The 12399-nt window shown below is 67.5% G+C and carries 11 protein-coding genes and 1 tRNA gene; 7 read left to right on the top strand and 5 right to left on the bottom strand.

The window, feature by feature from the left end; genetic code table 11:
• Window positions 1–100: 100 nt before the first annotated feature.
• Window positions 101–173: transfer RNA gene (locus KXC42_RS03505), tRNA-Lys, on the top strand.
• Window positions 174–257: 84 nt separating this feature from the next.
• Here the strand turns inward: KXC42_RS03505 and KXC42_RS03500 are convergent.
• Window positions 258–896 carry a hypothetical protein gene (locus KXC42_RS03500; protein WP_024103026.1) on the bottom strand — a complete coding sequence of 213 codons (639 nt, stop codon included), beginning with the start codon at window positions 894–896 and terminating at the stop codon, window positions 258–260.
• A 187-nt stretch (window positions 897–1083) separates the two neighbouring features.
• On the opposite strand from KXC42_RS03500, the gene KXC42_RS03495 reads away from it, so the two are divergent.
• From KXC42_RS03495 to phoU, 6 genes are all read left to right on the top strand, one after another.
• Window positions 1084–1545: a hypothetical protein gene (locus tag KXC42_RS03495; RefSeq protein ID WP_006551784.1), complete on the top strand. Its 462-nt coding sequence runs from the start codon at window positions 1084–1086 to the stop codon at window positions 1543–1545.
• 86 nt (window positions 1546–1631) lie between these two features.
• Window positions 1632–2234, top strand: coding sequence for a DUF937 domain-containing protein (locus tag KXC42_RS03490; RefSeq protein ID WP_219129929.1), 603 nt, complete (start codon window positions 1632–1634; stop codon window positions 2232–2234).
• 205 nt (window positions 2235–2439) lie between these two features.
• Window positions 2440–3393 (top strand): acyl-ACP desaturase, encoded by a 954-nt coding sequence (locus KXC42_RS03485; RefSeq protein ID WP_024103025.1) that lies wholly within the window; start codon window positions 2440–2442, stop codon window positions 3391–3393.
• A 191-nt stretch (window positions 3394–3584) separates the two neighbouring features.
• Window positions 3585–4727: a tRNA dihydrouridine synthase DusB gene (gene dusB / locus KXC42_RS03480; protein WP_024103024.1), complete on the top strand. Its 1143-nt coding sequence runs from the start codon at window positions 3585–3587 to the stop codon at window positions 4725–4727.
• Window positions 4728–5497: 770 nt separating this feature from the next.
• On the top strand, window positions 5498–7360 hold the full coding sequence (locus tag KXC42_RS03475; protein WP_257606151.1) for an LCP family protein: 1863 nt from the start codon (window positions 5498–5500) through the stop codon (window positions 7358–7360).
• 85 nt (window positions 7361–7445) lie between these two features.
• Window positions 7446–8168 carry a phosphate signaling complex protein PhoU gene (gene phoU / locus KXC42_RS03470; protein ID WP_006551790.1) on the top strand — a complete coding sequence of 241 codons (723 nt, stop codon included), beginning with the start codon at window positions 7446–7448 and terminating at the stop codon, window positions 8166–8168.
• 88 nt (window positions 8169–8256) lie between these two features.
• Here the strand turns inward: phoU and pstB are convergent, their stop codons facing one another.
• The 4 genes from pstB to pstS form a co-directional block, all read right to left on the bottom strand.
• Window positions 8257–9033, bottom strand: a complete 777-nt coding sequence (pstB, locus tag KXC42_RS03465; protein WP_006551791.1) for a phosphate ABC transporter ATP-binding protein PstB — start codon at window positions 9031–9033, stop codon at window positions 8257–8259.
• 45 nt (window positions 9034–9078) lie between these two features.
• On the bottom strand, window positions 9079–10002 hold the full coding sequence (gene pstA, locus KXC42_RS03460; protein WP_006551792.1) for a phosphate ABC transporter permease PstA: 924 nt from the start codon (window positions 10000–10002) through the stop codon (window positions 9079–9081).
• A 3-nt stretch (window positions 10003–10005) separates the two neighbouring features.
• A complete protein-coding gene (gene pstC / locus KXC42_RS03455) occupies window positions 10006–11061 on the bottom strand; it encodes a phosphate ABC transporter permease subunit PstC (RefSeq protein ID WP_033096963.1) in 1056 nt (351 codons plus the stop codon).
• A gap of 88 nt (window positions 11062–11149) precedes the next feature.
• On the bottom strand, window positions 11150–12274 hold the full coding sequence (pstS, locus tag KXC42_RS03450; protein ID WP_006551794.1) for a phosphate ABC transporter substrate-binding protein PstS: 1125 nt from the start codon (window positions 12272–12274) through the stop codon (window positions 11150–11152).
• Between the last annotated feature and the right edge of the window lie 125 nt (window positions 12275–12399).

Raw genomic sequence — 12399 nt, 5'->3', positions numbered from 1 at the left:
GATGTCCGATATCATCGATCGCGCAGCGTGGCTCACCCTGTGATGTGGTCACCGGACCATGCGGTCTGATCACTGCGGTGTGGTTACACTGTGCGCCCATGCCCCTATAGCTCAGTTGGTAGAGCTACGGACTTTTAATCCGCAGGTCGTAGGTTCGAGCCCTACTGGGGGCACCGGCAACGCCGGCGTCGTACACGACGCCGGCGTTCGTCGTTCCGGAACGTCCCACGGTCCTTCGTCGGAGTCCGGGTCCTTCGTCAGAGACGGTGGGAGCCGGGCGGGACGTCGTCGGTGTTCCGGCCGAGTTCCTTCTCCGCCTCACGGCGCGCCTCGAGGCGCTCCTGCTCGATCCGGCGCTGCTCGAGATCCGTGCGGGCCTGCTTCAGATCACGTCCGCGCTTGCGGTAGCGGGTGAGCGCGACGACGAAGATCACCGCGAACAGAGCTCCGACGATCGCGCCGATCAGCGTGGCGCCGCGGAAGCCGGGCGCGTCCACGTCGAGGATCCGCTCCCCCGCGTGCGCACCGTTCCCCGTACCCAGCACGACCGCCAGGGTCATGAGGTTCGGCAGGGCGACCACCAGCGCGAGCACGCCGAAGGTGATCTGCAGCCCGCGGCTGTACCGCCAGTTGCGGACCTGCCAGATCCACGCGAGCAGCGCGATGGGGATCGCCGTGCACAGGATGCCGAAGAGCAGACCCCACAGCACTCCGCGCGCGAAGCCGCCCTCGGCGAGGTTTGCGATCCGCTGCGCCCACCAGCGAGGAACGAACGCCGCCAGGGTGTAGTAGGCGATGACGAGCACGATCAGCGCCACGACCACGGCGATGGTCTTCTTCGCCCACGGCGGCAAGCCTTTCCGCGAACCGGTCTCATCGACATTCATGTCCGTCATTTCGAACCTTCCTGGCCGATCGGTCCATGTGCACCTGCCGTGCGCATCTCACCCTACGGACCACCGCGTTCGGAGCAGTGCATTCGGGCAGGTCTCTTCGCACTGCGAATTTCACCCGGTGCGGTTGCCCGTCTTTGTATACGGTGAGCCGCAGGGGTAATCGAATGTTCATCGTCCGGGGAGGAACATGCGCAGTTTCGTGGACCTGGGCCTGTTCCTGGCCGCCGTCGCTCTGGGAATCGGGTCGGTGTTGCCGGTGGTCGGCGGAATACGGCCCACCGAGATTCCCCTGTCGGCGCTGCGCGACGGTTTCCCCGAGGGCGATCTCGCCGGTGTCGCGGTCCCGGGTCTACCGCTGTACGAGTCCCTCGCGGTACCGCTGGTCGTGGCCGCGATCCTGCTCCTCGCTGCCGCACTGTTCGACTCGGTGGCCGTCGGCTGGGCCGGGACGCTGATCGGTGTCGCGACGGCCGCGGTGTTCTGGACGCGTCTGTTCCAGACCCACGGCGAGTACGTCGAACTCAATCGCAGTACGACCCTGACCAATCAGAACGGGACGGTGCTCCTGCTCAGCGGCACGCTCGTCGCACTGCTGTGTTGCCTGATCGCGTTGCGCCGTTCGCCGACGAGCGCCGCCTCGCTCGACTGACGCCTCCCGCTGCAACGGGCTTCGTCCCGATACCCTCTCGGCACCGGGTGGCCACTTCGGGGCACCCACGAGTCAAGGCAGGAACGATGGCAAGTCTCGACGATCTGATGTCCCGCATTCCCGTCGACCAGGTGGCGCAGCGACTCGATGTCGACAACGCGACGGCGGAGACGGCCGTCCGCGCCGCACTCCCCACCCTCGTCGGTGGTCTCGACGCCAACGCCCAGAATCCGACCGGGGCGGCCTCGCTGCTCTCCGCGCTGGGCAAGCACTCCGAGTCGAACCTGGCCGAGGGTCAGGTCGACGTCGACGGGATCGACACCGAGGACGGCGACAGGATCGTCTCCAATGTCTTCGGCGACAAGAAGGATCAGGTGATCTCGACCCTCGGTTCCGTGAACGGCGCCGGTGGGAACGATCTGATCGCCAAGGTCCTGCCGATCATCGCCCCCATCGTGCTGTCCTATCTCGCCAAGCAGATCGGTGGCGGTGCGGGAACGAACACCGCGAGCGCTCCGCAGGGCGGAGGTCTCGCCGATCTCCTCGGGGGTCTGCTGAAGAACGCCGGTGGTGGATCGGTCGGCTCCGGCGGTGGGATCGGCGACGTCCTCGGCAGCGTGCTCGGCGGCAGTTCGGGTGGTGGACTCGGCGGTCTCCTCGGGGGACTTCTCGGTGGAGGCAAGCGCTGAAACCCTCCGGAACCGCACGTTCCGCTCGTCCGTGTGATACGGCACGAGCGGGACGGTACTGTCCTCGAGCCGCTCGGACCTGTACCGTGATCCGGGCGAATGTGGGGGGCCACCGGTGCACCGCGTGCCGCGGCGACGAACGGCCGGGCTCCCCTCCTCCGTAGGCCGGCGGAATACACGGACACGATGTGAGGGGTAGAAGAGTATGACGCGAGTCCTGACTCAACTGGAGCTGCTGCGAGAGCTGGAGCCTGTGGCCGAGGCGAACCTCAACCGGCATCTCTCGATGGCGAAGGACTGGCACCCCCACGACTACGTGCCGTGGGACGAGGGCCGGAACTTCGCCGCGATGGGCGGTGTCGACTGGGAACCCGAGCAGTCGAAGCTCGACGAGGTCGCCAAGGCTGCCATGATCACCAACCTCCTCACCGAGGACAACCTGCCCTCCTACCACCGGGAGATCGCCGAGAGCTTCTCGCGCGACGGCGCCTGGGGCACCTGGGTCGGCCGGTGGACCGCGGAGGAGAACCGCCACGGCATCGTCATGCGCGACTACCTGGTCGTCACGCGCGGTGTCGATCCCGTCGCACTCGAGAACGCCCGCATGGAGCACATGACGAACGGCTTCGCGTCCCCCAACTCGACTGGCATGCTCCACTCCGTCGCCTACGTGACCTTCCAGGAGCTCGCGACCCGCGTGTCGCACCGCAACACCGGTCGTGCCTGCGACGACTCGATCGCCGACAAGATGCTCCAGCGCATCGCCGCCGACGAGAACCTGCACATGATCTTCTACCGGAACATCTGCGACGCGGCGATCGACATCGCTCCGGCCCAGACGCTCGCCGCGATCGTCGAGGTGCTCGAGAACTTCCAGATGCCGGGTGCCGGCATGCCGAACTTCCGTCGCAACGGTGTGTTGATGGCCAAGCACGGCATCTACGACCTGCGTCAGCACCTCGACGACGTCGTGATGCCGGTGCTGCGCAAGTGGAGGATCTTCGAGCGAGATCTCGGCAGCGAGGCGCAGCAGGATCTCGACAAGCTCGGCAACTTCCTCGACGAACTGGAACGTCAGGCGGGGCGGTTCGAGGAGATGCGCGATCGCTCCCTCGCCCGCGAGGCTGCCAAGCGCGAGAAGGTGGGCGCGCACGCCTGAGTCCGGATGCACACAGCCGCCCGAGTCCGGATGCACACAGCCGCCCGAGTCCGGATGCACACAGCCGCCCGAGTCCGGCGGAGGTTATCCTGTGCCCGGTGCCGTTTTCGGTGCCGGGCACAGTCGTTTCCGCGGCCCATCACTGACGGGCACGCTATTTCTTTGTCACACAACGTTTTCCAGAGGTACCCATGTCTTCCCTCCGTATCGGCCCGCTCGAACTGAACAGCCCGGTCGTGCTGGCGCCGATGGCGGGAGTGACGAATGTCGCATTCCGCACGCTGTGCCGCGAACTCGAACTCGAACGGGCCGGCAGCACGTCGGGCCTGTACGTCTGCGAGATGGTCACCGCCCGCGCCCTCGTCGAGCGGCACCCGGTCACCATGCACATGACGACCTTCGGCCCCACCGAGACGCCGCGGTCGCTGCAGCTCTACACCGTCGATCCCGGCACGACCTACGCGGCGGCGAAGATGATCGTCGACGAGAACCTCGCCGACCACATCGACATGAACTTCGGATGCCCGGTCCCGAAGGTGACCCGCAAGGGCGGAGGGTCGGCCCTCCCTTACAAGCGCCGGTTGTTCGGGCAGATCGTCGCGGCCGCCGTCCGCGCGACCGAGGGCACCGACATCCCGGTCACGGTCAAGTTCCGCATCGGGATCGACGACGAGCACCACACACATCTCGACGCCGGTCGCATCGCGGCCGCCGAGGGTGCCGCGGCCGTTGCCCTCCACGCCCGGACCGCTGCGCAGCGGTACTCCGGAGCGGCCGACTGGGACGAAATCGCGCGGCTGAAGGAGCACGTCACCGACGTGCCCGTGCTCGGCAACGGCGACATCTTCGACGCCTCCGACGCCGAGAAGATGATGGCGCAGACCGGTTGCGACGGCGTCGTCGTCGGTCGCGGTTGCCTCGGACGTCCGTGGTTGTTCGCCGAACTGAGCGCCGCGCTCGGCGGTCGCCCGATCCCCACCCCGCCGAATCTCGGTGAGGTGACGCAGATCATGCGGCGGCACGCCGAACTGCTCGCCGATCACCACGGCGAGGATCGCGGTCTGCGCGACATGCGCAAGCACATCGCCTGGTATCTGCGTGGTTTCCCTGCGGGTTCGGAGATCCGCAACGGCCTCGCCCGCGTGTCGACGCTCGCCGAACTCGACGACCTGCTGGGCAAACTCGACCACGACGTACCCTTCCCCGCCGATGCCGAAGGCCCGCGGGGACGTCAGGGCTCCCCGAGCAGCGTCGCTCTGCCCGACGGCTGGCTCGACGATCCCGAGGACACCTGCGTGCCCGAGGGCGCCGACATGATGCACTCGGGCGGGTAACCCGTCCCGGCATGTAGTCCCGGACGATAGACGGATCGACCGGTGGATGTCGTGCGACACAGCCGCGTCACCGTCACATGAAACAGACGATCAGTATCATTGCGGAGTCCTCGCGACGGTCGCCGGTGAGCGATCACGTGGACGACGACGGATCCGAGGCGGTGCGACCGCGGAAAGAGCAGGTATCGGTGGACGAGGAGCACGAGACAGGATCCCCGGATCCTCGCGCTCCCTGGGAACGGCCGATCGCCGACAGCAGCTACCGCGAATCCCGCTCGTCCCGCCGCAGCCGCTCGGGTGGGGTGCACCGCTCCGACGACACCGATCCCGATTCGCGTCGCCACGAGAGTGCACGCAACCGCCGGGCCGCGGACTCGGACGATCCGGAGCAGCTCACGGTCGCCGAACTGCTCGACAAGATGGGACGACGATCCGATCCGTCCCCCCGGTCGGATCCGCCCCCGGCCGATCCGCCGCACACGTCCACCTCGTCGTTGCCCCCGGCCCGTCCCCGCGACCCGGAATCCGCCCGGCACGTCGCGACCGAGGACGATGCCGGTCGAGCGGAACTCCCGCGCAGGACGCCGCCTCCGGCTGCGCCGCCGACTCCGTCGGGACCTCCCAGCCCTCCGGTGCCGCCGGCTTCTTCGGGACCGCCGACCACGGTCGCCCCCCCGGTGCAGCCCGGTGCTCCCCGGGTGCCCCCGGGACCGTCCCGGCCCCGGCCGCCGGAGAAGCCCGCCCCGCCGCACATCCAGGCTCCCGATCGGATGGCGGGCCTCCCGTCCGTTCCGCCCCCGGTACCGACTCCCCCGACCTCGGCGCAGCCCCCTCGAGCAGTGCCTCCCGCGGACTCGCGCCCGGTGCCTCCCGCGGACTCGCGCCCGGTGCCTCCCGCCGGGTCGCCGCAGACCGTCAGACCGCCGCAGACGCCTCCTCGACAGCAACCGCCGATCGCGGACGAACAGCCGACCGTCAAGATCGATGCGGTGTCCCCCGAGGGCGCTGCGACGCCCGCCGAGGACGAGAACGACGACCGGACGACGGACGAGAAGGCGCACGGCTCCGCTCGGCCCCGCACGGTGGGCAACGCGACTCTCGGCCGGCTCGCGCAGAGCAAACAGCGCAAGCGGAAGCGTCTGAGGTTCGCGACGAGAGCGGCGGTGGCGTTCGTCTCGGTCCTCGCGCTCCTCTGTAACGGTGCGGTGTGGGGATACGTCCGGTCCACGGAGGCCGGCTTCTCCCAGATCGCCGCGCTGGACACCGAGTCGGAGGACATCGTCGACCCGGTCGGTCAGACCGGCGACGAGACCTATCTGATCATCGGCACCGACACCCGCGCCGGTGCGAGCGGTGAGATCGGCGCCGGGACGGCCGACGACGCCGAGGGCGCTCGTGCCGACACCGTCATCCTCGTCAACATCCCCGCCGATCGCAGCCGCGTGGTCGCGGTGTCGTTCCCCCGCGATCTGGACGTCGATCGACCGGTCTGTCGCGGATGGGACAGTACGACCGGCGAATACGATTCCGAGCTCTATCCGGCCGCCGAAGGCGACAAGCTCAACGCGACCTACGCCCTCGGCGGACCGAAGTGCCTGGTAAAGGTGATCCAGAAGATGTCCGGATTGAGGATCGGCCATTTCGTGGGCATCGACTTCGCCGGCTTCGAATCGATGGTCGACGAGATCGGCGGCGTCGAGGTGTGCACCTCCATACCGTTGTACGACAACGAACTCGGTCCCCTGATCGAGACTCCCGGCACCCACACGCTCGACGGCAAGCGGGCACTCGACTACGTCCGCGCCCGCAAGATCGACCAGGAGGGCAACAGCGACTACGGCCGGATCAGCCGGCAGCAGAAGTTCCTGTCGTCGCTGCTGCGCTCGACGTTGTCGAACAAGGTGCTGTTCGATCCCGTGAAGCTCAACGGCTTCATCAGCGCCTTCACCCGCGCGACCTTCGTCGAGAACGTCAACGCCGAGTCGCTCGTCAAACTCGGGCGTTCGATGCAGAACGTCGAGGCGGGTGCGGTGTCCTTCCTGACCATCCCCACGGCCGGTACCAACGACTGGGGCAACGAGATCCCGCGCACGGACGACATCAAGGCGATCTTCACCGCGATCATCGACGATCTCCCTCTGCCGGGTGAGAAGCGGGGGGAGGACCCGACGGAGGTCGCGTCCGCTCCCCCGGCCGAACCGCTGCCCGCGCAGCTCGCTGTCGATCCGTCGACGGTGTCGGTGCAGGTCTCGAACGCGTCGGGTCTGTCCGGGCTGGCGGCCGGCACCGCCGAGGAGGTCGCCGCCTACGGCTTTCCGGTCTACTCGATCGGCAACTATGCCTCCGGGACGAGCAAGCAGACCGTGATCCGCTTCAGCGAAGGACAGGAGACCGACGCTGCGACGGTGGCCTCGGCCTTCCCCGGTGCGGTGCTGCAGGAGGCTCCGCCCTCGGCCCAGCTGGGCAGCATCGTGGAGATCGTCCTGGGTACCAGCTTCGACGGCACAGTCGTCGCTCCCACCCCCGCGGGCACGCCGCTCGCCCCGATGCAGATCCGGACCCGGTCGGAGTCGTCGGTCGAGCTCCCCGCCGATCTCGCGATCACCAACGCCGCCGACGATCTGTGCACGTAGACACCACTGTTCGGCCGTCGACGTTCACCTCTGGTTCATCCGATGCTCGCCGTTCGGACCGCTCGAGGTCGTAGGCTGTGCCACTATGCGCGTCGTCTACAACGAACAGATGGGCGAACTCGGCGATCTCCTCGGGGAGATGGCCGGGCTCGCCGGGACCGCGATGGAGCGGTCCACCAGAGCTCTTCTCGAAGCCGATCTCGCTCTCGCCGAGCAGGTGATCGACGAGCACGAGAAGATCACCGAACTCGTCACGATCTGCGAGGAGAAGGCGTTCCAGCTGCTCGCCCTGCAGGGTCCGGTCGCCGGCGATCTGCGTGCCGTCGTCAGCGGCATCCAGATCGTGGCCGACATCGACCGCATGGGTGCGCTCGCACTGCACATCGCGAAGGCGACCCGCCGACGTCATCCCAAGCACGTGCTCCCCGACGAGGTGAAGGGCTACTTCGCCGAGATGGGACGGATCGCGGTCGCCCTCGGTGCCGCCACACGGGAGATTCTCGAGACCCGTGATCCCGCCCGGGCCGCCCGCCTCCACCACGAGGACGAGGCGATGGACGATCTGCACCGACATCTTTTCACCGTGCTCATGGACCGCGAATGGGCGCACGGCGTCGCAGCCGCCGTCGACGTCGCCCTGCTCGGCCGCTTCTACGAGCGGTTCGCCGATCACGCCGTCGAGGTGGGCCGCCGCGTCATCTTCCTCGTGACCGGCAAGCTCCCCACCGAGGAGGAGATCCGTCAGCTCGTGGAGAAGGTGGACAGTCTCACCGTCTACCCGGAGCACCACCGAGCGCAGAACCCCTGAGCCCACGACTGTCGAGTGCAGTAAGCACACGAACGACGAGACCCCGACCGGACGGATCCGGTCGGGGTCTCGTGTAGGTAGTGGCGGCTCAGCCGAAGCGGCCGGAGATGTAGTCCTCGGTGGCCTTCTTGCTCGGGTTCGAGAAGATCTTCTCGGTGTCGTCGATCTCCACCAGACCACCCGGGCGGCCGGTCGCCTCGAGGTTGAAGAAGGCCGTCTGGTCGCTCACGCGCGCGGCCTGCTGCATGTTGTGCGTGACGATGACGATGGTGAAGTCCTTCTTCAGCTCACCGATCAGGTCCTCGATGGCCAGCGTCGAGATGGGGTCGAGGGCCGAGCACGGCTCGTCCATGAGCAGCACGTCGGGCTGGACCGCGATGGCGCGGGCGATGCACAGACGCTGCTGCTGACCACCGGAGAGGCCACCGCCCGGCTTGTCGAGACGGTCCTTGACCTCGTTCCACAGGTTGGCGCCGCGCAGCGACTTCTCGGCGATCTCGTCGAGGGTCTTCCGGTCGCGCACACCCTGCAGCTTGAGGCCGGCGACGACGTTGTCGCGGATCGACATCGTGGGGAACGGGTTGGGACGCTGGAAGACCATGCCGATCGTCTTGCGCACACCGACCGGGTCGACGTTCTGATCGTAGATGTCCTCGCCGTCGAGGAGGATGGATCCCTCGACACGGGCGCCGGGCGTCACCTCGTGCATGCGGTTGATCGACCGGAGCACGGTGGACTTGCCGCAACCGGACGGGCCGATGAAGGCGGTGACGTTCCGCGGCGGCACGGACAGCGTCACGTCGGCCACGGCGTGGAACTTGCCGTAGTAGATGTTGACGTCCTTGAGATCCAGACGCTTAGCCATTACCGGCTCCCTACTGGTGTATCGATGTGAGAAGAGGTCTGTGGGTTACTTCTTGCCGACCTGCGAGTACCGGCTGATCAACTTGGCCGCGATGTTGAGGACCGCGATGACCAGGATCAGGGTGAGCGCGGCGCCCCAGATGCGCTGCGAACCGGCGTCGGTCGGGTTGTTCATCTCGGCGACCATGACGCCCGGGAGGGTGCCTTGCTCACCGCCGAACAGGTCGAGATTGATGAAGGGCGCGTAGCCGACGAGGATCAGCAGCGGCGCCGTCTCGCCCATGACGCGGGCCAGGGCGAGCATGATGCCGGTGATGATGCCGGCGAGCGAGGTGGGCAGCACGATGCGCGCGATGGTCTTCCACTTGGGGACACCGAGGGCGTAGGACGCTTCGCGCAGGTCCTGCGGGACGATGCGCAGCATCTCCTCGGTGCTGCGCACGACCACCGGCACCATGAGCAGAACGAGCGCGAGCGACACCGCGAAGCCCGACTTGGGCATCCCGAAGGTCGACACCCACAGTGCGTAGATGAACAGTGCCGCGACGATCGATGGGACACCGCTGAGGATGTCGACCATGAACGTCGTGATCCGGCCGAGCCGCGACCGGCCGGCGTACTCGACGAGGTAGATCGCAACGAAGACGCCGAGCGGGATGGAGATGATCGCGCAGACGAGTCCCTGCAGGAGGGTGCCGACGAGGGCGTGGTAGATGCCGCCGCCCATCGACGAGGACGTCAGTCCGCTCAGCGAGTGCGTGAACCAGGTCGGCGAGGTCAGGGCCGGCAGGCCCTTGGCGACTACGGTGAACAGCACCCAGGCCAGGGGAATCAGCGCGACGACGACCGACAGCGTGACGAGCACGGTGGCTGCGGTGTCCTTGATGCGGCGACGCCCGCTGACCCGCTGGAAGGCCGGAGGCTTGACCGGCGAGGAGAGCGCGGTGGTCGACGTGGTGGTGGTCGACATGGATCAGTCCTTCTTTCCTGCGACGATCATGCGCGCGGCGGCGTTGACCACGAAGGTGAGCACGAAGAGCACGAGACCGGCGGCGATGTAGGCGCCCGCCTGGATGTCGTTGTTGAATTCGGCGTATCCCAGCGCAATCTTGGACGCGATGGTCGCGCCGCCGTCGAACAGCGACCAGGAGAACGCCTGCGAGGTGGTGCGCAGGATGAGGTACAGCGCCATCGTCTCGCCGAGCGCGCGGCCGAGACCGAGCATCGAACCGCTGATGTAGCCGGACTTGCCGAACGGGATGACGGTGGTCCGCACGACCTCCCAGCGGGTCGCGCCGAGTGCGAGCGCGCCCTCGATGTGGGCCGTCGGGGTCTGCACGAACACCTCGCGGCTCACCGCGGCGATGGTCGGCAGGATCATCACGGCGAGGACGATGCCGGCGGTGAAGATCGTTCCGCCGCCCACGATGGACCCGCTGCCGGTGGCGAAGAGCGGGAACCAGGCGAGGGTGGTATTGAGCCATTCCGCGACGGGGCGCAGGAACGGGGCGAGGACGAGCATGCCCCACAGGCCGTAGACGATCGACGGGACCGCGGCGAGCAGGTCGATGACATACGCCAGCGGTTTCCGGAGCCGGTCGGGGCAGTACGAGGTGAGGAAGATCGCGATGCCCAGCGCGACCGGCATGGCGAGGAACAGCGCGAAGAAGGAGACGAGCACCGTCACCTGGAACAGGTCGAGGACACCGAAGGCCATGTCGGTGATGTCCTGCGTGATCCAGTCACGGCTGGTGAGGAAGTTGACCTGGTTGCGCTGCAGCGCCGGGACGGCACGCCAGACGAGGAAGACTGCGATCGCGCCGATGATCACGGAGATCAGGACGGCGGAGCCGGAGGCGAGCGAGCCGAAGATTCTGTCTCCCGGCCGCACGACTGTCTTGCGTGCCCTGTCCGGGGATGGGGGTGGGGTGCTGATCGTGTCCTCCGTGATGCCGGTTGCACCGCCCGTTCCTGAGCGGGTCGGTTCGTCGGTCGCGGTAGAGACCGACGTGTTGTGCGCGTCACTCATGTGCGCTCGCAATCCTTCTCAGCGTATTCCTCAGGAACGGGCGGGTCGATGATCCCTCGGTTACTCACCGGACCGAGGGATCGGCGGGTCATCCGGCGGCGATGGCGTCGATCGACTCGGTGAGGCGGGTCTTGAAGGCGTCGGGCAGCGGGACGTAGCCCTGCTCGGACAGGCCTTCCTGGCCCTCGTTGGCGGCGGAGATCAGGAACGACTTGACGGCCGCGGCGGTGTCGGCGTCGTAGCCGGCCGAGCACACGATCTCGTAGGTGGCCAGCACCAGCGGGTAGGCACCCTCTTCGGAGCTGCCGAAGATCGACGACAGGTCGAGCGTGAGATCCCCCTCGGAGGCCGGGACGAACTCGGCGCCCTCGATGGCCTTGCCGGCGGTCTCCTCGGTCAGTTCGACGGGTCCGGAGCCGTTGTCGATCTGCGCGATGCTCAAACCGTTCTGGTCGGCGAAGGACTTCTCGACGTAGGTGATGGAGTTCGGCGAGCCGGAGACGGCCTGCGCGACACCCGCAGAACCCTTCGCGCCCTCACCGACACCGCCGGTGAAGTCCGAACCGGCACCGGAGGTCCATGCGCCGTTCGACGCGGTCTCGAGGTACTGCTGGAAGTTGTCGGTGGTACCCGACGAGTCCGAGCGCACGATCGGGGTGATGTTCGCGTCGGGCAGCTCAGCGCCCTCGTTGAGAGCGGCGATGGCCGGATCGTTCCACGTGGTGATCGAGCCGTTGAAGATCTTCGCGGCCGTCTCGGCGTTCAGCACGAGCTCGTCGACACCCTCGACGTTGTAGGCCAGTGCGACCGGGCCGAAGACCAGCGGCAGGTTCCATGCGGGATTGCCGGCGCAACGCTCGGCGGCCTGTGCCGCCTGCTCGTCCTTGATGGCCGAGTCCGAGCCGGCGAAATCGATCTGGTTCGCGATGAACTGCGTGCGGCCGTCACCGGAACCGGTGGGGTTGTACGCGACGTTGACGTTCGTGCCCTTCTCGGAGCACACCGCGATGTAGGTGGAGACGAACTGGTCCATCGCGTTCTTCTGGGCCGACGAGCCGGCACCCGAGAGGTTGGACTTGCCGTCGCAGGCTGCAGCGGACGCGGACGCATCGACGTCGACCGACCCGGCATTGTTGTCGGTACCGCACGCGGCGAGCGTGAGGGCTCCAGCGGCCACAACACCGAGCAGGGCGCCATTGCGCTTGAGGTTCACCTGTTCTCCTCCGGAAGTAACTTCACACGACCGCGGCGCCGAGCGGCGGCGGCATCGAGGCGCGGGCGACGCCGGCGCCGGGTCTGCGGCACTCGACCCGCTAGTGAAGTTAGGAGGAGACGGTG

Origin of the sequence: Rhodococcus sp. LW-XY12 (genome assembly GCF_019317345.1) — a bacterium.
GTDB classification, from domain to species: Bacteria; Actinomycetota; Actinomycetes; order Mycobacteriales; family Mycobacteriaceae; genus Rhodococcus; species Rhodococcus pyridinivorans.
Note: the sequence above shows the minus strand (reverse complement) of the source record. Positions and strands in the feature narration are given on the sequence as shown.

Coding starts and splice junctions, on each gene's coding strand:
- KXC42_RS03500 (WP_024103026.1), bottom strand. CDS start 896: ATGACGGACATGAATGTCGATGAGACCGGTTCGCGGAAAGGCTTGCCG.
- pstC (WP_033096963.1), bottom strand. CDS start 11,061: ATGAGTGACGCGCACAACACGTCGGTCTCTACCGCGACCGACGAACCG.
- pstA (WP_006551792.1), bottom strand. CDS start 10,002: ATGTCGACCACCACCACGTCGACCACCGCGCTCTCCTCGCCGGTCAAG.
- dusB (WP_024103024.1), top strand. CDS start 3,585: ATGTCTTCCCTCCGTATCGGCCCGCTCGAACTGAACAGCCCGGTCGTG.
- phoU (WP_006551790.1), top strand. CDS start 7,446: ATGCGCGTCGTCTACAACGAACAGATGGGCGAACTCGGCGATCTCCTC.
- KXC42_RS03485 (WP_024103025.1), top strand. CDS start 2,440: ATGACGCGAGTCCTGACTCAACTGGAGCTGCTGCGAGAGCTGGAGCCT.
- KXC42_RS03490 (WP_219129929.1), top strand. CDS start 1,632: ATGGCAAGTCTCGACGATCTGATGTCCCGCATTCCCGTCGACCAGGTG.
- pstB (WP_006551791.1), bottom strand. CDS start 9,033: ATGGCTAAGCGTCTGGATCTCAAGGACGTCAACATCTACTACGGCAAG.
- KXC42_RS03495 (WP_006551784.1), top strand. CDS start 1,084: ATGCGCAGTTTCGTGGACCTGGGCCTGTTCCTGGCCGCCGTCGCTCTG.
- KXC42_RS03475 (WP_257606151.1), top strand. CDS start 5,498: ATGGCGGGCCTCCCGTCCGTTCCGCCCCCGGTACCGACTCCCCCGACC.